Source organism: Mycobacterium sp., assembly GCF_044223235.1.
Taxonomy (GTDB): domain Bacteria; phylum Actinomycetota; class Actinomycetes; order Mycobacteriales; family Mycobacteriaceae; genus Mycobacterium.
This window is the reverse complement of the sequence record NZ_JBGAME010000026.1, coordinates 1-20,024: the sequence shown is the minus strand read 5'-3', so window position 1 is coordinate 20,024 and position 20,024 is coordinate 1. Positions and strand designations below refer to the sequence as shown.

The 20,024-nt window shown below is 66.2% G+C and carries 21 protein-coding genes and 4 tRNA genes; 10 read left to right on the top strand and 15 right to left on the bottom strand.

The genetic code is table 11. From position 1 onward, the window contains the following. The first annotated feature begins 135 nt into the window (after positions 1-135). From pstS to ADBZ6K_RS22500, 5 genes are all read left to right on the top strand, one after another. The gene (pstS, locus tag ADBZ6K_RS22520) at positions 136-1,269 is read left to right on the top strand and encodes a phosphate ABC transporter substrate-binding protein PstS (protein ID WP_526350845.1); all 1,134 of its coding nucleotides are present in this window, start codon (positions 136-138) and stop codon (positions 1,267-1,269) included. A gap of 94 nt (positions 1,270-1,363) precedes the next feature. Then, positions 1,364-2,332 (top strand): phosphate ABC transporter permease subunit PstC, encoded by a 969-nt coding sequence (pstC, locus tag ADBZ6K_RS22515; protein WP_526350843.1) that lies wholly within the window; start codon positions 1,364-1,366, stop codon positions 2,330-2,332. Next, a complete protein-coding gene (gene pstA, locus ADBZ6K_RS22510; protein WP_526350841.1) occupies positions 2,329-3,234 on the top strand; it encodes a phosphate ABC transporter permease PstA in 906 nt (301 codons plus the stop codon). Before pstC ends, pstA begins: the two co-directional genes overlap by 4 nt. A gap of 8 nt (positions 3,235-3,242) precedes the next feature. Then, positions 3,243-4,019 carry a phosphate ABC transporter ATP-binding protein PstB gene (gene pstB, locus ADBZ6K_RS22505; protein WP_526350839.1) on the top strand — a complete coding sequence of 259 codons (777 nt, stop codon included), beginning with the start codon at positions 3,243-3,245 and terminating at the stop codon, positions 4,017-4,019. A 143-nt stretch (positions 4,020-4,162) separates the two neighbouring features. Next, a complete protein-coding gene (locus ADBZ6K_RS22500) occupies positions 4,163-4,654 on the top strand; it encodes a hypothetical protein (RefSeq protein WP_526350837.1) in 492 nt (163 codons plus the stop codon). A 166-nt stretch (positions 4,655-4,820) separates the two neighbouring features. On the opposite strand, the gene phoU is transcribed toward ADBZ6K_RS22500, so the two are convergent. The 4 genes from phoU to ADBZ6K_RS22480 form a co-directional block, all read right to left on the bottom strand. Then, the gene (gene phoU, locus ADBZ6K_RS22495) at positions 4,821-5,489 is read right to left on the bottom strand and encodes a phosphate signaling complex protein PhoU (RefSeq protein ID WP_526350835.1); all 669 of its coding nucleotides are present in this window, start codon (positions 5,487-5,489) and stop codon (positions 4,821-4,823) included. A 101-nt stretch (positions 5,490-5,590) separates the two neighbouring features. Further along, complete coding sequence (locus ADBZ6K_RS22490; protein ID WP_526350833.1) at positions 5,591-7,636, bottom strand: LCP family protein; 2,046 nt, start codon at positions 7,634-7,636, stop codon at positions 5,591-5,593. Positions 7,637-7,813: 177 nt separating this feature from the next. After that, on the bottom strand, positions 7,814-9,019 hold the full coding sequence (gene dusB / locus ADBZ6K_RS22485) for a tRNA dihydrouridine synthase DusB (protein WP_526350831.1): 1,206 nt from the start codon (positions 9,017-9,019) through the stop codon (positions 7,814-7,816). Between the two features lie 7 nt (positions 9,020-9,026). Further along, the gene (locus ADBZ6K_RS22480) at positions 9,027-10,025 is read right to left on the bottom strand and encodes an acyl-ACP desaturase (RefSeq protein WP_526350829.1); all 999 of its coding nucleotides are present in this window, start codon (positions 10,023-10,025) and stop codon (positions 9,027-9,029) included. 245 nt (positions 10,026-10,270) lie between these two features. Between ADBZ6K_RS22480 and ADBZ6K_RS22475 the strand changes: the two genes are divergently transcribed. After that, positions 10,271-10,648: a hypothetical protein gene (locus tag ADBZ6K_RS22475; protein WP_526350942.1), complete on the top strand. Its 378-nt coding sequence runs from the start codon at positions 10,271-10,273 to the stop codon at positions 10,646-10,648. Positions 10,649-10,665: 17 nt separating this feature from the next. Here the strand turns inward: ADBZ6K_RS22475 and ADBZ6K_RS22470 are convergent, their stop codons facing one another. Genes ADBZ6K_RS22470 through ADBZ6K_RS22450 form a run of 5 tightly spaced genes read right to left on the bottom strand, consistent with a single transcriptional unit; the run spans position 10,666 to position 15,134 of the window. Then, the gene (locus ADBZ6K_RS22470) at positions 10,666-11,247 is read right to left on the bottom strand and encodes a TetR/AcrR family transcriptional regulator (protein ID WP_526350827.1); all 582 of its coding nucleotides are present in this window, start codon (positions 11,245-11,247) and stop codon (positions 10,666-10,668) included. A gap of 33 nt (positions 11,248-11,280) precedes the next feature. Continuing rightward, on the bottom strand, positions 11,281-11,637 hold the full coding sequence (locus ADBZ6K_RS22465) for a DUF2510 domain-containing protein (protein ID WP_526350825.1): 357 nt from the start codon (positions 11,635-11,637) through the stop codon (positions 11,281-11,283). 47 nt (positions 11,638-11,684) lie between these two features. After that, a complete protein-coding gene (locus ADBZ6K_RS22460) occupies positions 11,685-12,485 on the bottom strand; it encodes an HpcH/HpaI aldolase/citrate lyase family protein (protein ID WP_526350823.1) in 801 nt (266 codons plus the stop codon). Then, the gene (locus ADBZ6K_RS22455) at positions 12,486-13,712 is read right to left on the bottom strand and encodes a CaiB/BaiF CoA transferase family protein (protein WP_526350821.1); all 1,227 of its coding nucleotides are present in this window, start codon (positions 13,710-13,712) and stop codon (positions 12,486-12,488) included. It abuts the gene before it with no gap. A gap of 42 nt (positions 13,713-13,754) precedes the next feature. Then, positions 13,755-15,134 (bottom strand): CitMHS family transporter, encoded by a 1,380-nt coding sequence (locus ADBZ6K_RS22450; protein ID WP_526350819.1) that lies wholly within the window; start codon positions 15,132-15,134, stop codon positions 13,755-13,757. Between the two features lie 188 nt (positions 15,135-15,322). Between ADBZ6K_RS22450 and ADBZ6K_RS22445 the strand changes: the two genes are divergently transcribed. Beyond that, complete coding sequence (locus tag ADBZ6K_RS22445) at positions 15,323-15,682, top strand: hypothetical protein (protein WP_526350817.1); 360 nt, start codon at positions 15,323-15,325, stop codon at positions 15,680-15,682. 47 nt (positions 15,683-15,729) lie between these two features. Here ADBZ6K_RS22445 and ADBZ6K_RS22440 read toward each other — a convergent pair whose 3' ends face one another. Then, the gene (locus tag ADBZ6K_RS22440; protein WP_526350815.1) at positions 15,730-16,107 is read right to left on the bottom strand and encodes a DUF732 domain-containing protein; all 378 of its coding nucleotides are present in this window, start codon (positions 16,105-16,107) and stop codon (positions 15,730-15,732) included. Between the two features lie 104 nt (positions 16,108-16,211). After that, positions 16,212-16,284 (bottom strand) — tRNA-Lys (locus ADBZ6K_RS22435). 153 nt (positions 16,285-16,437) lie between these two features. Here ADBZ6K_RS22435 and ADBZ6K_RS22430 point away from each other — a divergent pair. From ADBZ6K_RS22430 to ADBZ6K_RS22420, 3 genes are all read left to right on the top strand, one after another. Then, a tRNA-Glu gene (locus ADBZ6K_RS22430) sits at positions 16,438-16,510 on the top strand. Between the two features lie 49 nt (positions 16,511-16,559). Next, positions 16,560-16,636 (top strand) — tRNA-Asp (locus ADBZ6K_RS22425). A gap of 40 nt (positions 16,637-16,676) precedes the next feature. Further along, positions 16,677-16,750: transfer RNA gene (locus ADBZ6K_RS22420), tRNA-Phe, on the top strand. 191 nt (positions 16,751-16,941) lie between these two features. On the opposite strand, the gene sixA is transcribed toward ADBZ6K_RS22420, so the two are convergent. The 4 genes from sixA to ADBZ6K_RS22400 all read right to left on the bottom strand — a co-directional run bounded on the left by sixA (position 16,942) and on the right by ADBZ6K_RS22400 (position 19,741). Then, positions 16,942-17,412: a phosphohistidine phosphatase SixA gene (gene sixA, locus ADBZ6K_RS22415; RefSeq protein ID WP_526350813.1), complete on the bottom strand. Its 471-nt coding sequence runs from the start codon at positions 17,410-17,412 to the stop codon at positions 16,942-16,944. A gap of 163 nt (positions 17,413-17,575) precedes the next feature. Next, positions 17,576-18,106, bottom strand: coding sequence for a PaaI family thioesterase (locus ADBZ6K_RS22410; RefSeq protein WP_526350811.1), 531 nt, complete (start codon positions 18,104-18,106; stop codon positions 17,576-17,578). Next, complete coding sequence (locus tag ADBZ6K_RS22405) at positions 18,103-18,492, bottom strand: winged helix-turn-helix transcriptional regulator (RefSeq protein ID WP_526350809.1); 390 nt, start codon at positions 18,490-18,492, stop codon at positions 18,103-18,105. Before ADBZ6K_RS22405 ends, ADBZ6K_RS22410 begins: the two co-directional genes overlap by 4 nt. Positions 18,493-18,778: 286 nt before the next feature. Further along, positions 18,779-19,741, bottom strand: coding sequence for a DUF389 domain-containing protein (locus tag ADBZ6K_RS22400; RefSeq protein WP_526350807.1), 963 nt, complete (start codon positions 19,739-19,741; stop codon positions 18,779-18,781). Positions 19,742-20,024: the final 283 nt, after the last annotated feature.

Genomic DNA, 20,024 nt, shown 5'->3' with positions numbered 1-20,024 from the left:
GTAGGGCATCGGTTCACGGGCAGCGCTTAGGTTCACAGCCGAGCAGCAATGGGTCTGCTTGGCGCGAGGTGTGTTGTCGGCGGGCAAGGGCCGGCACCCGCGTGTCTACCCGTACCTGTACACATAAGGAGTTTCGTGAAGGCCAAACGAACTGCCGCCGCGCTGAGCATGCTGGCCGCCGGCGCCCTGCTGCTGTCGGCCTGCGGCAGCGACAACAACGCCGCTTCGGGGTCGGGAGCGGGCGAGGCCGGATCGGCAGCGGCCAGCGACTGCGGGGGCAAGGAGTCGCTGAAGGCCAGCGGCTCGTCGGCACAGGCCAACGCGATGACGCGGTTCATCAACGCCTACGAAAAAGACTGCCCCGGCTACACCCTGAACTACACATCTAGCGGTTCGGGTGCCGGTGTCTCGGAGTTCCTCGGTGGGCAGACCGACTTCGGTGGTTCGGATTCACCGCTGAACGCGGAAAAGGGTGAGGTCGACAGGGCCAAGGAACGCTGCGGCGGCAACGAGGCCTGGAATCTGCCGGCGGTGTTCGGCCCGATCGCCATCACCTACAACCTCGAAGGCGTAGACGGCCTGGTGCTTGACGGACCGACGCTGGGCAAGATCTTCAACGGCACCGTCACCACCTGGGATGCGCCGGAGATCAAGGCATTGAACGAGGGTGCCACGCTGCCTGCCGAGCCGATCAACGTGATCTTCCGCAGTGACGAGTCGGGCACCACCGACAACTTCCAGAAGTACCTGGACGCGGCGTCTGGCGGCGCGTGGGGCAAGGGTGCGGGCAAGTCGTTCGCCGGCGGTGTCGGTGAGGGCGCCAAGGGCAACGAGGGCACGTCAGCAGCCATTGCGAGCACCCCGGGTTCCATCACGTACAACGAATGGTCGTTCGCGAAGGCGCAGGGCCTGTCGATCGCCAAGATCATCACCTCGGCCGGACCGGAAGCGGTGGAGTTGAGCACGGAGACGGCTGGCAAGGCCATCGACGGCGTCAAGTTCAAGGGTGAGGGCAACGATCTGGTGCTCGACACGACGTCGTTCTACATGCCGAGCGAGCCGGGTTCGTACCCGATCATGCTCGCCGCCTACGAGATCGTCTGCTCGGAGTACCCCGACGCCGACGTGGCGACAGCGGTCAAGGCGTTCATGCACTCGGCGCTCGGCAACGGGCAGACCGGGCTTGAGGAGAACGGCTACATTCCGGTGCCCGAGGCATTCAAGACTCGGCTGACCGAGGCCGTCGACGCCATCAACGCTACGTCGTAGCAGCCAACCAGCCATGGCAGTGACACCGGACTCGACCGCTGTGGGCTCGTCGGCAACCCCACCGGGCCCACAGCAGATCGGGAATACTCCCCAGATGCCAACCACACCGGACCGGGCAGCGGTCCCGCACCGGACCCACAGCCGCTGGGGCGACACCATCTTCAAGTCGCTCGCGGTCGCCGCAGGTGCCATCATCATCGGCGCGATCGCGCTGATGGGACTGTTCCTTCTGATCAAGGCGATCCCGTCGCTGCAGGCCAACCAGGCGAACTTCATCACGAGCACCGAGTTCGTCACGAATGATGCGGCCAACCTGAGGTTCGGTATCCGCGACCTCTTCCAGGTCACGGTGCTCAGCTCGATTTTCGCGCTGGTCATCGCCGTGCCGATCGCGATCGGCATCGCGGCCTTCCTTACCAACTACGCACCGAAACGTCTTGCTCGGCCGTTCGCCATGCTGGTCGACCTGCTCGCGGCGGTGCCGTCGATCGTTTTCGGCTTGTGGGGCATCTTCGTGCTCGCCCCCTGGCTCACGCCGGTCGCGACGTTCCTGAACGACAGCCTCGGTTGGTTCTTCCTGTTCGCCGAGGGCAACGTGTCCCTGGCGGGCGGTGGCACGATCTTCACGGCGGGCATCGTGCTCGCGGTCATGATCCTGCCGATCATCACCTCGGTCACCCGTGAGGTTTTCGCGCTCACCCCGCGGGGTCATGTCGAGGCGGCTCAGGCCCTGGGCGCCACCAAATGGGAAGTGGTCCGCATTACCGTCTTCCCCTATGGGCGAAGCGGGATGATCGCCGCCTCGATGCTCGGCCTGGGACGCGCACTGGGTGAGACCATCGCGATCCTGATCATCCTGCGCACCGCCGCGCAGGCCGGCCACTGGTCGCTGTTCGACGGCGGCTACACATTCGCGTCCAAGATTGCTTCGGCAGCAGCGGAATTCAGTGCGCCGCTACCGACCGGAGCATACATCGCAGCCGGCTTCGTGCTGTTCGCGCTGACCTTTGTGGTCAACGCGCTGGCCAGGGCCGCGGCTGGCGGAAGGGTTAGCGGAGGATGACAGAAGCCACTTTCGACCAGGCGGTTAAAGGTCAGACATTCCACCCGGTCAGTACCAGCCGCAAGATCAAGAATAACGTCGCGACCGCGCTGTTCACCGTGTCGTTCGTGATCGCGACCATCCCGTTGCTGTGGCTGTTGTGGACGGTGCTCGAGCGAGGCGCCAGGGCTGTCACGTCCTCGGTGTGGTGGACGAACTCGCTGGCCGGTGTATTGCCGGAGGAATTCGCCGGTGGCGTCTACCATGCGATCTACGGCACACTCATCCAGGCCGCCATCGCGGCGCTGATCTCCGTCCCGTTGGGTATCATGGCCGCGGTCTACCTAGTGGAGTACGGGCGGGGGACCTTCGCCAGAGTGACCACGTTCATGGTCGACATCCTCGCCGGTGTGCCGTCGATCGTGGCCGCGTTGTTCATCTTCGCGTTGTGGATCGCGACGTTCGGGTTCCCGCAGAGCGCATTCGCTGTGTCGCTGGCCTTGGTTCTGCTGATGCTGCCGGTCGTCGTTCGCAACACCGAAGAGATACTCAAGCTGGTGCCCGACGAGCTGCGTGAGGCATCCTATGCACTGGGTGTCCCCAAGTGGAAGACCATCGTGCGGATCGTGGTGCCCACTGCCCTGCCCGGCATGATCAGCGGGATTCTCCTTGCCCTGGCGAGGGTCATGGGCGAAACCGCTCCGGTTCTGGTGCTGGTGGGCTACAGCCGCTCGATCAACTTCGACGCGTTCGACGGCAACATGGCGTCGCTGCCGCTGCTGATCTACACCGAACTGGTCAACCCCGAAGAGGCTGGTGTCCTGCGGGTGTGGGGCGCCGCCCTCACCCTGATTCTCATCATCGCGGCGCTGTACCTAGCGGCCGCATTAGTCAACCGGTTCCTGACGCGGAACAGGGTTTAGGAGTTTTCATGGCCAAGCGGCTGGATCTCAAGGATCTAAATATCTATTACGGCTCGTTCCACGCGGTCGCCGATGTAGCCCTGTCGGTACTGCCGCGCAGCGTGACCGCCTTCATCGGTCCGTCCGGCTGCGGCAAGTCCACAGTGTTGCGAGCCCTCAACCGGATGCACGAAGTGACTCCGGGTGCGCGGGTCAAGGGTTCAGTGCTGCTCGACGGGGAGGACATCTACGGTTCCGGTGTCGACCCCGTCGGTGTCCGCAAGACCATCGGCATGGTGTTCCAGCGGCCGAACCCATTCCCCACCATGTCGATTCGCGACAACGTGGTGGCGGGTCTGAGGCTGCAGGGAGTGCGCAACAAGAAGACCCTGGATGAGGTCGCCGAGCGGTCGCTGAAGGGTGCCAACCTGTGGAACGAGGTCAAGGAGCGCCTGGACAAGCCGGGCGGTGGGCTGTCGGGCGGTCAGCAACAGCGGTTGTGCATCGCCCGCGCGATCGCGGTGCAGCCCGACGTGCTGCTGATGGACGAGCCCTGCTCGGCGCTGGATCCCATCTCCACGCTGGCGATCGAGGACCTCATCGCCGAGCTGAAGCAGGACTTCACCATCGTGATCGTCACCCACAACATGCAGCAGGCCGCCCGGGTCAGTGACCAGACGGCGTTTTTCAACCTCGAGGCCACCGGCAAACCCGGCAAGCTCGTCGAGGTCGACGACACCGAGAAGATCTTCTCCAACCCCACCCAGAAAGCGACCGAGGACTACATCTCCGGCCGCTTCGGCTAGCCGTGGCGAGCGAACTCATCGAGAAGCTGGCTCGGTTGGAACTCGGCGAAAAGTCGAGTTGCTGATAGGGCGAGGGATCTCCGCTGTGGGAGATCCCTCGCGTCGGTCGTAGCCTCAAGGTTGCTGATACCAAGGAGGCGATCGTGGCCGACTATGCAACCTTACTGCGAGATCACGTCACTTTGACCTGTCGTTCGGTAGACCGGATCTTTTTGCAGGCCTACATTCCGAAACTGCAGTGCGTGGGCGGAGTCTGCCAGTTCGTGTACTGGCAGAAGGGTTTCAGGATTCCGTCGTCGGCGGCGTTCGGCAAGATCGGCGACGCCTATGTCGCCGAGGTGCACCGGTGGGCCAAGGCCAACGGTGTCGCGGTGCGCCGGTTCGCCAAGGGGGAGAACAAGGAGCAGATCGCCCGCCCGCTGATCGTCCGGCTGCCGGGCCGGCACCGCTACCAACTCACCCCATTGGGCCGCCGCGTCGCGGTGCTGTTCACCAAGGTCTACGGGCGCGTCCTGGCGCCCGGTCTGGCCGAGTTAGACCCAAGGCTCCCAACAGATCTCACTCACCGCAGCGATCTCGCGCATGCCTGGCGCCTTGATCTGATTGTGAACACCGCCCTCACCAAGCGAAGCTAGCCGCACCACCGCGTGCCGCCTGCCGGAACTCCTCGCAATGCGGCCGCGGAACGGTGCGGAGAGTCCGGTTCCATGTGCCCGCCGCCGGGACGACGAACGAAGCGGCAGGGGGGAAATGGGCGCGCCTGCCGCCCAGGCGTCTCCACTCGACAAGGCGGGTCGCGCCTCAGACCTGGCTGGAAATTTCCTCTTCGTACGGGTATGAACCGGTGACCTGGAAGATGACCCGCCGCGCCACCTCCACCGCGTGATCGGCGAAGCGTTCGTAGAACCGGCTGAGCAGGGTCACGTCAACCGCGGCGGTGACGCCGTGCTTCCATTCGCGGTCCATCAGCACCGTGAACAGGTGGCGGTGCAGATCGTCCATCGCATCGTCTTCTTCGCGGATGCGCGCGGCCTTCTCCGGATCGCGGGTTTCCAGAACCTCTTGGGCAGCGTGCCCCAATTCGACTGCGACACGGCCCATTTCGGCGAAGTAGCCGTTGACTTCCTCGGGCAGCACATGCTGGGGATGGCGGCGGCGCGCGATCTTGGCCACGTGCAGCGCAAGTGCGCCCATCCGGTCCACATCCGCGACGATTTGGATCGAGCTGACGACCGACCGCAGGTCGCCGGCCACCGGCGCCTGCAGCGCCAGGAGCACGAACGCCGCCTCCTCAGCGCGGGCCGCGCGAATCGCGATCTGCTCGTGCTCGGTGATCACCTGTTCGGCGAGCACCAGATCGGCTTGCAGCAGGGCCTGCGTCGCACGCTCCATCGCGGTGCCCGCCAGCTCGCACATCTCGCCGAGCAGCTTGGTCAACGCGTCTAGTTTGTCGTGATACGCGGTTCGCATATCTCAAGCCTACGGGCTGACCAGGCCAATCGTCACGGCGTGACCGGTGAACGGCAGGTGAATGCCGCCCGAGTGGATGGTTCGGCAGCGCGTCTCCGACGCTACTCGCAGGTGGTATCGGCGGCGTTGGTGACGGTGAGGTCCTCGGGAAGGTGGGACGTGGCGTCGGTGCCGCGCAGAACCTGGACCTGTACGGGCGAACCACTCGGTGAGGGCGGCAACACCGCGTCGAAGTCGGTACCGAGCACCACCTGGACCTCGTCGCCCATGCCTGAGACCCGCTCGACGGTCGGGTTGGGGAACGCCGATGCCACCGTGGCGGCGGCCTGTTCGTTGCCGGGCGAGAAGTACACGGTGGTGGAACTCAGCGACGTCGGATAGTCGTCGGGAGTGGTGACGTTGAAACCGTGCTGTTCCAGTTCGCTCGCCGCGGTGGTCGCCAGACCCGTCTCACCGGTTGAGTTCGACACCCGAACCGTGACATCGTGCGGATCGGTGGTCACCGCATCCAGATACTCCCCGCCTTCAGGCGTTGCGGTTGTGTGTTCGACGGACGTGGATCCCGGTGTCGCGCTGAGCGATTCGGGTGTTCCGGGCACTGGGGAGTTGTCCGGGTTCTTCTCCCCGGGCAGGGGGTCGTCGTCGATGATGGCGGTGAACAGTGCACGCATGTCGTCGGTGCGCGGAGGCTCGTTCCCGTTGGCGTCGGTGATGCCGGTCGGCACCGTCACGAACGTGATCCTGCCTGCGTTGACGCCCTGGATCGACTGACCGAGGTCGACGAGGTCCTTGGTCTTGATGTTGTCGACGTAGCTGTCCTCGATGAACATGTTGACGACGTTGTTGAGCTTGCTGAGGGAGAAGAACACGTCCTTGGAGATCAGCGACCGCAGCAGCGAGGACAGGAACAGCTGTTGGCGCTTGATGCGTCCGTAGTCGCCGTTGGTCTCGGTGGTGACCTGGCGGGCTCGCACGTAGTTCAGCGCGGTATGGCCGTCGACCGTCTGGCGCCCCGCGTTGGCCAGCACCGTGCCGAGCTCGTAATCCTTGAGCGGGGTGGTGCTGCACACCTCGACCCCGCCGACCGCGTCGACCATCTTGGCGAACCCGGCGAAGTCGACGGCCATGAACCGGTTGATGGACAGGCCCGACATCTTCTGGATGACCTTGACCAGGCATTTGGGTCCGCCGAACGCGTAGGCGGAGTTCAGCTTCGTCTCGGTGTACACCTCGTCGGGACCATACGTCTGGGAGTCTTCGTCCCACAGCGGGCCGTACGCTCCGGTTTCGGGATTCCACGGTTCGCAGCGGATAGGTGAGATGGCCAGATCGCGCGGGAAGGAGACCGCCACCACACGTTTGCGATTGGCGGGGATGTTCACCAGCATCACGGTGTCCGACCGCGCCCCGGCTGCGTCTTCCGTGCCGCCGGCTCCCATATCGCTGTTGGCGCCGATCCGGCTGTCCACGCCGACGATGAGGAAGTTCTCGTCACCGAACTGGGCGTTGGGGTCGACGATGTCGCGCGAATCCAGATCGAGTGCGGACACCTTGTTGAGACTGTTGTTCTTCGACGACTGCCATTGCCACGCGGCGCCGGTGAGGGCCAGCGCCAGCACGGCGATCAGGGCGGCCAGCACGCGCCCTGCGGTTCTGGCCCGGTGGTGCCGCGGTGCTTCAACCATGCCGCCGATGCCGGCCATGACGTCGTCACCCGCCACCCGGGCCGGGGGCACGCGGTCCCGCGCGGCGAGGGCGGCCAGATCCGGCAGTTCCACCGGGTAGGTGGCAGGAATGGCCTCGGTGTCGAGGGTGTCCTGGTCGACGTACGCCGGTGGGACCGGCGGTGCAACGTGAGCCGGTGGGACCGGCGGTGTGACGTCATGCGGTGCCGCGAGGATCTCAGCGGGCGGCGCGGTGGGTGCGGGCGGGCCCTGGTCGATGTCGGCCCTGGCACGGCGGTGTGCGCGCCCCGGGAGGGGGCCCGTACCGTCGGCGGCCACCTTGGCGATGAGGTCGGCGACAGTTATGAAGTTGGCCGTCGGCGTGGCGTCTGGAAATTCGTCGGGCGAGGGTGTATGCCAGTGGTTACCGGGCCTGTTCGGGGGTCGCACAGGGCCAGGAGCGGCGTGTTCACCGTCACTCATGTCCTCTGGGCCTCCGACTAGTTCGCGCTAGTTCGCGCTTCAAAGCGCCTGGGTATAGCCATGCTCAGCTGGCATCGCGCCCGGGCTGCTTCGACGTTGGAGCTGACGCGGCCAGACCATCGTACTGAGACATGCTGTGAGACAGCCAGCCAGCGGAGTTCGCGAACCCGTTTCGGTTCAGCCGCCGGAGTGCATGAGGTCGGCTCCCGCGGGCACCGAACAGTCGTCGGGGTCTTTGAGCCAGCCGTCGGGCAGTGCCACCGTCGACGCTGAGCCCTGCCGGCCGCGCGGTCCCTCCCCGGCCGTCGGGAAGGCCACGTCGCGATCGAGTTGGTCGAGCAGTACGTCGAGCTCCTCCAAGGTCCTGACCAGTGCCAATGCCCTCCGTAGGTCCGCACCGGCGGGAAAGCCGTGCAGGTACCACGCGATGTGCTTGCGGATGTCCCGCATGCCCTTGTCCTCGCCGAAGTGGGCGGCTAAGAGCTCGCCATGTCTGCGGACGATGTCGGTGACTTCCCCGAGGGTGGGTGGGGTGGGGATGTCGAGCCCGGTGAATGCGGCGGAGAGTTCGGCGAACAGCCACGGCCGGCCCAGGCAGCCGCGTCCGACAACGACCCCGTCACAGCCGGTGGCCGCCATCATGGCGAGCGCGTCGTCGGCGGCGAAGATGTCGCCGTTTCCGAGCACCGGAATGCCGTTGACCTGCTCTTTCAGCGCCGCGATCTGAGTCCAGTCGGCCGTGCCGGAGTAGCGCTGAGCCGCGGTGCGCGCATGCAGCGCCACCGCTGCCGCACCTTCTTCTGCGGCGATCCGGCCTGCGTCGAGGTGAGTGTGATGTTGATCATCGATCCCGATCCGGAACTTCACCGTCACCGGAATGTCGGTGTTCTCGGTCGCGGCCACCGCGGCCCTGACGATCTGGCCGAACAACCGCCGTTTGAACGGCAGCGCGGCCCCACCGCCGCGGCGGGTGACCTTGGGGACGGGGCAGCCGAAGTTCATGTCGATGTGATCGGCCAAGCCCTCGTCGGCGATCATCTTCGCCGCCGCGTACGTGGTGTTCGGGTCCACCGTGTAGAGCTGCAGCGATCGCGGCGACTCGTCGGGCGCGAAGGTCGTCATGTGCAGGGTCGACGGGTGCCGTTCCACGAGGGCGCGGGCCGTCACCATCTCGCACACATAGAGACCGCTGACCGTTTCTGCCCTGGCGATCTCGAGCTCACGGCACAGAGTACGGAACGCGACATTTGTCACACCGGCCATCGGGGCCAGCACCACCGGGCTGCGCAACGCGATCGGGCCGATCGTGACCCCGCGGGTAGCAGCGGGGGAATCGGTCGGTGCGGATCGGGCCGTCGCAGCTGTTGCGGCGGACGCCGTCACGAGGACGTCATGAAGAGGTGGACACCAGCAGGTTCTTCATCGCCTTCTTCTCGGCGACCTTGCGTTCCCGCTCCAGGCGCCGTTCCTTGGCGACCTCGAACTTGACGCAGGTGTCCTCGAGTTCCTTGACGAGCTCACCCAGGTCATCGCGCAGTCGCGCGCCCTCGCCGGTGAAGTCCTCGCGCTCGAAGATGCGCCACTTCTTGAGCACGGGCATCACCACGTCGTCGAGGTGGATCCGGGGGTCATAGACCCCGCCGACCGCGATGATCACGGCCTTGCGGCGGAACTCGGGCACCGTGAAGCCAGGCATCTTGAAGTTGCGCAGCACCCGGTGCAGCGACGTCATCGCCTGGTTGGGGGCGATGTCGAGGCCGGCACCGCTGACGTCGCGGTAAAAGATCATGTGCAGGTTCTCATCGGCCGACACCCGCGCCAGCAACTGGTCGGCGACCGGCTCGTCGCAGGCCCTGCCGGTGTTGCGGTGAGATACCCGGGTGGCCAGCTCCTGGAATGAGACGTACATGACCGAGTCGAACAGGCTTTCCGCAAACAGGTCGCCCTGCTGGTTCTGGCCGGGCGAGAAGCCGCGGGTGACCTGCTCGACACGCAGTTCCTCGAGCTGGATCGGATCGACGTTGCGGGTAACCACGAGATAGTCGCGCAGGGCGATACCGTGGCGGTTCTCCTCGGCCGTCCAGCGATTGACCCATTGTCCCCACGGGCCGTCCATGCCGAAGTTCATCGCGATCTCGCGGTGATAGGCGGGCAGGTTGTCCTCGGTGAGCAGGTTCTGCACCATCGCGGTCTGCGCGACCTCGGAGAGTTTGGCCTGGTCGGGATCCCAGTCCTGGCCGCCCAGCGCGTAATAGTTCTTGCCGTCCGACCATGGGATGTAGTCGTGGGGATTCCAGTCCTTGGTCATCTTCATGTGGCGGTCCATGTACTGCTCGACAGCCGGCTGAAGTTCTTCCAAAAGCTGTAGGTCGGTCAGGTCTTTCGACACGGCGCCTCCCAGTTATCTGTACCTGTGGGTTGCAGTCAATATATCTGTGTACTCCGGTGACATCAAGTTACCGCGAACGGAGTGTCGTATGAGGTCTGCGTGGCCGATTCATGGGCGGTACTATCCGGGCGGGTATTAGTGTTACGCCCATATTCAAAGAAGTAGGCATCCCTCAGACTCGGAGGCGGGCACACGTGAAACAGCACATCGTTCTCGGTGGCGGCATCATCGCTGCATCAGCATCGATGGCGCTCTTCGGTAGTGGCGTGGCCGCCGCGGCCCCGGATGTGGTGGGCGAGCGGTATGCGGATGCGGCATCTGCGATCGCCGACGCCGGCGGAACCGCGGTCGTCGCCTCGACCGTCGGTGGACGGCTCAGTCGGAACGACTGCCTGGTGACCAACGCATGGAACGGATCGTTCGTGCGCGACGTGGGCGGCGAGTTCGGCCACTCCGGCGGCGAGGTCATGCTGGCCCTCAACTGCAACAGCGATCACGCAACGGCCGCCAGCGCCGGTCCGTCCGTCGCGAGCCCGGCAGGCCGCGAGGCCAAGGCCGCCGCCGATGAGGCCGCCGCTCAACAGGAGCAGGAGCTCCAGCTGGTCAGCACGCCTGACGAGTAGAGGCCGGCCAGGCCTCACTAGCCCGACACCCGGTTGAGCAGCATCTCGACGCAATAGTCGATGAACTGCTCCCGGGTAGCCGCGAGCCTGCCGTTCAGGTAGGCGGTGAACAGGGCGGTCAGCGCCCCGATCAAACCGGTGGCGACCATCGCCTGCACAGCGGGGTCGCTGATGCGGGTGAGTTTGCGTTGTACCAGCTCGATGAAGCTCGGCATCCATGTGGCGCCGGATTGGGCAAGGACCGGCTCCACGCCGGGGGCCAGCAGTAGGATCCGGCCGCGGGTTGGATCATCGACCATCAGTGCCACGAACCGCTCCACCGCATCGCGGGCGGTGTCGGCCGTCGTCAGCGTCGTCATCGCGCGGTGGCACACATCGTCGTAGACCACGCGGACGAACTCGTCGCGATCGGCAAAGCTCTCGTAGAAATAGCGTTCGGTCAGCGCGGCTTCACGGCACACCGCACGCACGGTCAGCACCGGGCCGCCCGCCCCGCCGAGCAAGGCGATACCCGCCGCGATCAATTCGTCCCGCCTGCGAGCCTGGCGGTCCCGCAGGGGAAGTCCGGACCAGCGGCCCTGTCGTTGACCCGGCTGCACGTCACTCCTCGCACCGTGGACGGGTGAGGCGGACTAGCGGCGAACGGCGTGCCGAGTCCACATGGCGCCGTCGAAATACCGCATCTGCAGCCGGTTCTGCGGGTCTGGAAACCAGCCCGCCTGCACCGGCGGATAGCGTCCGAAGACGCCGCGCGGGTCACCGGCGAGGCTCAACCGGTATTCGTAGTCCGCGCGGGCGCGCAATCCGGCTTCGCGTATCGCCAACGCCCGCATGCGGCGGCGGACAGCGACGAAGAGGACCAGGGCTGCGGCCGTGCCGACGGTCAGATACCACCCGTCGAACAGCAGCAGCGCCGTCAACAACGCCGCGGTGCCGCTCATCCACGGATGGCGGCGCCAGAACGGCGGACGGGTTTGCTGGTCGAACATCGACACCGATCATACGGAGTGACGGCCGAGCGCATGCGCTCCTTGCTTCAGGATGGCAGCGACTCGGCCAGACGCAGCAGTGCCCTCGCCCGCTCCGCCACGGGAAGGTCGATGAACTCGCCCCCGGACAGGCGGGCGGCTCCGCCGCGCGCCTCCTCGAACGCTTCGAGAACGTCGCGGGCCCAGTCGAGTTCGTCCGGGGTCGGACTGAACGCCGCGTGGATGATCGGCAGCTGGGCCGGGTGGATCGCCGACTTGCCGAACAGGCCCAGCGACCGGCTGGTCTCGGCCTGCCGCCGTAACCCGTCTGGGTCGTCGAGATGGGGGTAGACGCTGTCGATCGGCGGCTGGATGCCCGCCGCCCGCGACGCCACGACCAGATGTGAGCGCGCGTAGTGCAACGGGGCGTCGCCGCTGCCGACCCCGAGGTCCCGCTGTAGGTCGATCCCGCCCAGCGCGAGATGTTCGACCTGGGGCTGCTCGGCGATGGCGAGCGCGTTGACCAACCCCTTGGCGCTTTCGATGGCGCACAGCAGGGGGCTGCCGGGTGCTCGTTGGGTGACCCACCGGACATCGTTGACCGACTCGACCTTGGGGATTCGGATCCCGTGGGCGACAGCGGCGACGGCGTCCAGGTCGGCCGCGGCGAGCTCGGATCCCGCCGCGTTGATCCGCACCCACGCGGCGTGGGATTGCAGAACCTCGGCAACGGCGCTCCGTGCCGCCGCCTTGCGCTCCGGCGGGACGGCGTCCTCGAGGTCGAGGATCACCGCGTCGGCGCCCCTGTCGAAGACCTTCGCGAGCAGCTTCTCGTTGTGCCCGGGCACGAACAGGTAACTCCGGTCCATCTACAGCACACCCTTCTCGGCGAGTTCGGCAAGCCGCTCGGGGGTGTAGCCCAGCGCCTCGCGGTAGACGTCATCGTTGTCCTGGCCGAGCCGCCTGCCGGGGAACCGGATGCTGCCGGGTGTCGCACCCAAGCGGAACATCAGGTTCTGCATCTTCAGTGGCCCGAGGTCCTCGTCGTCGACGGTGGTGATCGAATCCCGCTCGACCACATGCGGATCGGCCATGAGCTGCTCGACGTCGTAGATCGGCGCCAGCGCCGCACCGACGCGTTCGAACTCCTCGGTCACCTCGCTCAGCGGGCGCTCGGCGATCCACTTAGCCACCGCCTCGTCAAGCATGTCGCCGTGCCTGCTGCGCTCACCGGCGGAGTCGAACCACGGCTCCTCGACAATGTCGGGACGGCCGACCAGCCGCATCACCCGTTCGGCGACGGAGGTGGCGCTGGCCGAGATCGCGACCCAGCGCTCGTCCTGGGTGAGATACGCGTTGCGCGGGGCGTTGTTCGGCGACCGGTTGCCGTGCCGTCCTGCGATTGTGCCGAGCTGATCGAAGGCGGTCGGTCCGGGGCCGAGGATGCCGACCAGCGGTTCGAGCAGCGACATGTCGATCACCTGGCCCCGCCGCTCGCGGTCACGGGTGTCGCGATGGTAGAGCGCGGTCATCACGGCGAAGGCACCCGAGATGCCGGCGACCCCGTCGGCCAGGCCGAACGGCGGGAGGGTCGGCGGTCCGCCCTCCTCACCGGTTTGATGCGCGAAGCCGCTCATCGCCTCGGCGAGCGTGCCGAACGCGCGCCGGTGGGCATACGGCCCGGTCTGTCCGAAACCAGTGACCCGCAACGTGATCAGGCGGGGATTGAGGGACTGCAGTTGGTCGGGTCCCAATCCCCACTTCTCGAGCACGCCCGGGCGGAAGTTCTCGACGAGGACGTCGGCATCCTGGACCAGGTCGCGCAGGATCTGCTGGCCCTCGGGCGTGCCGAGGTTCAGGGTGATGCATTTCTTGTTGCGCGAGATGACCTTCCACCACAACCCGTGGCCGTCCTTGTTGGCGCCGTGCGATCGTGCCGGATCGCCACGGGGATGCTCGACCTTGATGACTTCGGCACCGAAGTCGCCCAGCAGCATCGCGGTGATGGGGGCGGCATAAACCGTGCTGATGTCCAGCACCCGGATACCGTGCAGCGGGCCGCGTGATTGCCGGGTGGGGGTGTGCTCAACAGTCATCGTGAATCTCCTTCGTGTGCAAGGGGTTCGGGTGTTCGGATGTCACAGGGGGATCTGGCCGAGGACGATGCCGATCGCCAGCATCGACAGCGAAACCAGGGCGGCGCGCCACAGCACCTTGCGGTGGTGGTCAGCCAGGGAGACCCCGGCGAGGGTGACCAGCAGCAGGATCGCCGGCACCAGCGGGCTCTGCATGTGGAACGTCTGGCCGGTGATCGACGCGCGCGCCATCTCCACCGGGGTGATGCCGTAGGCGCTGGCGGCCTCGGTCAGCACCGGCATGATGCCGAAGTAGAAGGCGTCGTTGCTCATGAAGAACGTGAACGGCAGGCTCAGCACACCGGTGATGACCGCCAGGTGCGGGCCCATCCCCGACGGGATGACGTGCACCAGCCACTGCGCCATGGCCTCGACCATGCCGGTGCCCTTGAAGACGCCGATCAGCACCGCGGCGGCCATCACCATCGCCACCACACCGACGATGCTCGACGCATGCCGGGTGATCGCCTCCTGCTGGTCCTTGATGTGGGGGAAGTTGGCGGTGAGCGCGATCGCGGAGGCGATCATGAACAGCACCGGGATGGGCAGCACGTCGACGATGAGCATGGTCAGCAGGGCGACGGTCAGAATTGCGTTGAACCAGAACAGCTTCGGACGCAGGGTGGCGCGCTGCGGGTCGAGTCCGTCGACGAAGGGCTCCTGGCCGTCGGCGCCGGTGCCACCGTCGCCCGCGTTGCCGGAGATGGGGCGTTCGCGACCTGGGCCGCCGGCGGCGCCGACCAGCAACGACTCGGAACTCATCACGAGCGTGCCGATGCGGCGCCGCTCACTGCGGCCGAGCTGCCAGGCGAACAGCAACACCACGACGACGCCGCCCAGCATGGCGGGGATCATCGGGACGAAGACGTCGGTCGCCGAGACGTTGAGAGCGGCCGCGGCGCGGGCGGTGGGACCTCCCCAGGGCACGATGTTCATCGCGCCGTTGGACAGGCCGGCGACGACGGTCAGGACGACGGGGCTCACGCCGAGCTTCATGTACAGCGGCAGCATGGCCGAGGTGACGATGATGAAGGTGGTCGACCCGTCACCGTCCAGGGACACCACCATGGCCAGCACCGCGGTGCCGACGACCAGGCGCATCGGGTCGGCGTGCACGATCCGCAGCACCAGCCGCACCAGCGGGTCGAACAGGCCGACGTCGATCATCATGCCGAAGTAGATGATCGCGAAGAACAGCAGCGCCGCGGTCGGGGCGACGGCCTTCACGCCGTCGGTGATCATGTCGCCGATGCCGAACCCGGCGCCGGCAGCGATGCCGAATACGACCGGCACCGCGATCAGCGCCACCACGGGGGTGGCACGTTTGGACATGATCAGGAACATGAACACGGCGACCATCAGGAAGCCGAGTGCTACGAGCATGACACTCCTTTGTCAGATGTGGTCGGGATGACAGGAAGTGTCTGCGGTGGCTGCGCTCACAGTCACGCTTGCGAACTCAGTGATAGTTGAGTGCGTTGTGGTCGCCCCGGCGAGGCTTTTGGTTCCGGGCGGGTAACACATTCGGCTTGGCGCTGGGCAATCGGCGCGGCGTCGGTCACGATTACCTGATGGCGCGAGTCGTCGACCGCCGATGCGGCGTGGTGCGATGGGTCGGCGTCGTGGCGGTCGCGGGGATTGCGGTCACGACTGTCGGCGCGTGCTCGACGGTGTGTGCCCAGACCGCGCAGGCGGGCGTCGTCCTGTCAGGGCAGTACGCGCTGGACGGTGTCGGCCGGGCGGGGACGCGGCTGATGGGCGCCAGGACCGAGTCCGGCGTGGATCCGTTCTTTCCGCTTCCCGGCGTGATCGATGCGGTGGCGGAGAAGATCGGGCTGGCGCTGGCGGAGTTCGCGTCGCCTCCGCCGGTGAGTGTCCGCGCGCCGGTGTCTGAGGTGCCCGCGCCGGTTGACGTGCCCGCCGGCTCCTAGCGACGGAGGTTGGTCAGGGCCGCTCTCAGCTCGTCAGGGCCGCGCTCTCAGCGCCCGACGATCGAGCTGTACTGCGGGCAGTAGACGCCGACGGCACCCCAGATGAGATTGGCCGCCTGGCCCTTGCTGAGGCCCTGCCCCATCAACCTGCCGAGCATGCCGCGCACCGCACGCACCGGTTCGATCTGGTTCTCGGCCACGGTCTTGCAGATCTCCTGGCCGACCTGGATCGCTTCCTCGGGAGAGTTCACCGGGATGTCGAGTTGCTTGACGATGCCCAGGAACCGGTCGTCCTGGGGCGTGGCGCCGGCCGGTGCGACCCCGACGGTCAAGGCGGTGCCGAGGACCGACACGGCCAGGGCCGCGGTAAGGGCCGCTTTGGTGAACGGCCGGGTGAACATCCGGGTGGACATCCGAGTGGACATGGTGTCCAGAATGCCACCTCCGCGACGGGCCGGTGGTCTTGGTCTGGTGCGCCGGGTGCTGCGACCGATCACGGCACCTCCGCGGCGAAACCGCCTCTCACCTGTGCCCCCAGTAGGACTCGAACCTACGACCTGCGGATTAAAAGTCCGTAGCTCTACCAACTGAGCTATAGGGGCGTGGGGACTAAGGATACTTCGTCGCCTTTGGTCCCCTGGACCGGCTCGTTTGGTCCCGTGGACCGGCTCGTTTGAGGATTTGGGGGTCGGTACCCTAAGCTATCGAAGCTCCCAACGTCACGGCGTTGCGAGTACCCCGGAGAGATTCGGCTGGCCCCCTTCGTCTAGCGGCCTAGGACGCCGCCCTTTCAAGGCGGTAGCGCGGGTTCGAATCCCGTAGGGGGTACGCGTTTCGCTTTGTCGCGGAGCACGCAGTAGGAACAGGTAGTAAGTAAGGCCCTGTGGCGCAGTTGGTTAGCGCGCCGCCCTGTCACGGCGGAGGTCGCGGGTTCAAGTCCCGTCAGGGTCGCCAGATCGGCGAGGCATTCTGGTCGTAGCGACCATTGCCTTCCGGCCAGGTAGCTCAGTTGGTACGAGCGTCCGCCTGAAAAGCGGAAGGTCGCCGGTTCGATCCCGGCCCTGGCCACTTCGAGAAGTAGCAGCCCATTCCTGCCGTACACGCCCGGGTCATCGCCGCGGCCACTCGAGCTGGCACAAATGAGTGCGAGGACGTCGACGCGTCTGCATCGGTGGAGACGGTACTGATGCTCGGACCGTCGCCGTCATCGCGGCACCCTTGGCGGTGATGCGGGGCGCCGTCCAGTTTTTGGTGCGTGGTCAGGCGAGGTCGGGTGGAAGCGCCCATGCCAGGACGAAGCCGTCCCGGTCGACCTTCGGTTCCAGCTTCACCAGGCAACCCATCTGGAAGCCGACCACCTGTGCCTGCTCGTCGCCGACGACCAGCAACGAGGCGAGCTTGCCGAGGAATGGCTGGTGGCCGACGAGCGCAAGCGACTCGTGCCCGCTCGATGCTCGAAGCCACTGCGCGACCGGTGCCACCGGGTCCTTCGGCGCGAGACCCGGTCGAGCCTCGAGGCTCGGCTCCACGCCGATCTCCGTCACGAGCAGTTGCGCGGTCTGCTGTGCGCGTAGCTTTCCGCTGTGTAGGCAGCCGCTGATCCGGACGCCCGCAGCCCGGGCTCGTCGAGCGACGCGCTGCACCGCCGCTCGACCGGCATCCGTGAGGGGCCGCTCGGGATCCTCTGCTTCGGTCGTCGCCTGACCGTGCTGCATCAAATACAGATCCATCTCGGTCACCTCCGATGTTTCCACCATCATCCCGCGGACGCCTGGTCGTGACGAGTGGCCTCATGCCGCCTCCGGCGTTGCTGACTCGTTCACCAATCCTCAAAATTGCGAGGAGCTGATGCTCCGCCACTGGTCGACCGTAGCGCCTCGGATCACACGGGACTCAAAGGTCGAACACCAGCAGCGTGCTGGTGGCCGTCGCGACCACCGCGCCGCTGGCATCGGTGACGACGCCCTCGGCGAAGCCGACCCGCGAACCCGTCTTCACCACGGTTCCGGTCGCCGTGAGCAGCCCGCTGTTCAGCCGGACCGCCTTGAGGTAGTTCACCTTGATCTCGACCGCGGTGTAGCCCTTGCCCGGCGGCAGTGTGCTGTGGATGGCGCAGCCCGCCGCTGAATCGAGCAGTGTGCAGACCACACCGCCGTGCACGGCACCGATCGGGTTGTATGCCGATTCATCCGGTTCACAGGTGAACACCACGCGTCCCGGGTCGGCCGACACGATCTCGAACCGCAACAGGCCCGCGATCGGGGGCTGTGGCAGCTCACCGTTGGCCATCGCCCGCAGGTAGTCGACTCCGGCCAGGGAAAGGCCCTGGGCTGTGCTCGGCCCGGGTTCGTGCCATGTGACGGTGCGTGCGCGCGGCCGGCCCCAGCCTTCGCGCCTGCCGGTATCGGTCAGTTCTGCGGTCATCGTGATTCCTTCAGCCCACTCATCGGCGGGTATCGGCGTTGTCGATCGGGATCGTTGGGGGAGACTGCGTGCTGCTGGCCCCATACCAGTAGGGCGTCCAGGACCGGAATGAGCGCATCACCGGATTCGGTGAGCCGGTATACGTAGCGGCGCGGGCCCTCGTGATACGGCGACCGGGTGACGACGCCCGCACTCTCGAGCGCCTTCAATCTGGCGGCGATGCGATCACGCGGTGCCCCCGTCCCGGCAACGATGTCGCTGAAGCGCGTGGCCCCGAGCGCGATCTCGCGGACCACGAGCAGCGCCCATCGTTCACCGACGAGTTCGAGTGCCGCTGCGATCGGGCAGGGCCGACCGGGCAGGCTGGCCAGCGGCGTTGTGGTCATGTCGGGAGTCTGCCAGACGTAAGTTTGAAAATCAAACTTACTTCCCTCCTATTGCGGACGGCGTGTGAGGGAAACGCCGTTCGGCTACCTCGGCGACTACTTCGCGGGGCCGCGGGTGTCCGAGTGGCCGTGTCGCCGGGCGGCTCGCGGTTGATGACGACCGTTGGCGAGCTCAACCAAAAGCGCGGGCAATGTGTCGCCGTCCATGCCGGAACTGCTCACTCAATAACCGCGCACGGCGGTGGCGGGCTGACGTCGCCGACCTGTCCCCGGTTTGGTTGGCTCGCTACAGCATGCGCTTCGGTCGCGTCATGGCCCTCGCCCGGCGGACCGACACCCTCGACCACACCGCTTGCTGGAGCGCCAGTGCCACCCAACCAGCCAGGGCCATGCCGGACACGTTTGAAAGCAGTTGCAGCGCGCTGCCCCAAATCTCCGAGGCGACGCCAAAGGCCAGTCCCAGCGCGATGTTGCCCGCAGCAGGCACGGTGGTCACCGAGATGAACACCCCGGGCAGTCCGCCGGCCTTCCTCGATGTGAGCGACAGAACGCCAGCCGTCGCCGCGATGACGGCCACGACGAAGGACCACCTGTCCGGGGTGTAAATGAACGCGGTGTCGGGCCGCGGCCCGATCACATCGCCAACGGTGATCCATCCCAAGGCCCGGCCAATCAGTGCAAGGACCGCGGTGACGGCTATGGCTGCTGTGAAACCCAAGATGAGGGTGCGCGCGGCGAGCGCGAGGAGCGCGAATCTGCGCCGAACCAAGGCGACTCCGAGTGCGGCGATGGCCCCGAATTCCGGCCCTAACACCATCGCGCCAATCACGAGGATCTGAGAATCCAGGACGATGGCGATGGCTGCGATCACTGTAGCGAGCGTCATGAAGCTCAAGTAGGTCCAATTGAGTTCGGTTTCTTCATACGAGCGCTGCGCCACTTCGGCCCACACAACGGCGTCCGCGCCGCTGCCCGGAGCAGTGCACTCGGCCGTGAACCCGCTGCTCGACAGCCAGGTGGGGACCGGTTGGATCTCGATGGTGCCCTCGCGATGCACACCCACAGCACGCAACCGCGAAATGATGTCGTTCGCAGTCTCCCGGGTGACATCGGCGAACACGAGGTCGCCGGCTGGACGGATGACAGCTGCCCGGACTACCGCGACGCTGCTTACGCACGGATCCTGTTCGAGAATCTCGATCACGTCGTCGGTCAACCTGGACGGCACCACGATCCGCAAATTCAACATTGCCACAGTTTGCGCCGAAGATCGCGGCATCGATGTCGATGCCACGGACGGGTCGGATGCCGGTGAGTTTCACCGGTGCGCGCTGATCCCGTCTGCTCCCGGTTCTTGACCAGTCCACCTCGCTTGCGTTGGTCGGCTACGCCGCGACCAAACCCGAAACCACTTGAAAAGCACGGCCTTTCGCCTGCGGTATGACGGGATAGGCCATGCGGGCGTCGGCGCCGCGGGCGGGCCCGCCGATGCGCGCCGCAGCCCAACCGCCCGCGCACCGTGTGTCGACCAC